The sequence below is a fragment of the Streptococcus oralis genome, from assembly GCF_003943825.1.
Classification (GTDB): Bacteria; Bacillota; Bacilli; order Lactobacillales; family Streptococcaceae; genus Streptococcus; species Streptococcus oralis_CD.
On sequence record NZ_RJNJ01000094.1, the window covers coordinates 1 to 627 of the forward strand.

1 protein-coding gene is annotated in these 627 nt (G+C 45.8%); it reads right to left on the minus strand.

The genetic code is table 11. The features are described 5' to 3' along the window. Positions 1-627 (minus strand): ABC transporter transmembrane domain-containing protein (locus D8863_RS10780; RefSeq protein ID WP_142999498.1); only part of this gene is annotated, 627 nt, incomplete at both ends.

Consider the following 627-nt stretch of genomic DNA (forward strand, 5'->3'; position numbering starts at 1 on the left):
GTGTACTTCTGAGCGCTTCATATCCTTGGTATCGACACCATCGATACGGATGCTTCCCTTATCTATCTCATAAAACTTCATCAAAAGATTGACAATGGTTGTCTTACCAGCCCCAGTCGGTCCAACGATTGCGACCTTTTGACCTGCATGAGCTATCGCAGAAAAGTCATGGATGATGGTGCGTTCTGGTGTATAACCAAAGGACACATGATCAAAGACCACTTCTCCTCTCATGCCAGTCAATTGTCTTTCCTTATGGGATTCATCCTGCATCTCAGCTTCACCTAGAAATTCAAAGACACGTCCCATGGCTGCACTCGCTTGTTGTAAGCTCGTAATCCCTTGGGCAATCTGTGACAGGGGTTGGGAGAAGGTCCGAACATAGACCATAAAGGCTACAATAACCCCGATAGTGATATGCCCTTCTAACGCTAGCGCGGCACCAACGATGATGACCAAAACATAGCTAAAATTCCCAACAAAGAACATGGCTGGCATCATGATACCAGAGATAAACTGAGATTTCCAGATGCTGTCGTGCAAGTTTTGGTTTAAACCTGCAAATCTCGCTTTGGAGATGTCTACTGCGTTGTAGCTGGTCACTACATTGTGGCCAGAGTACATCTC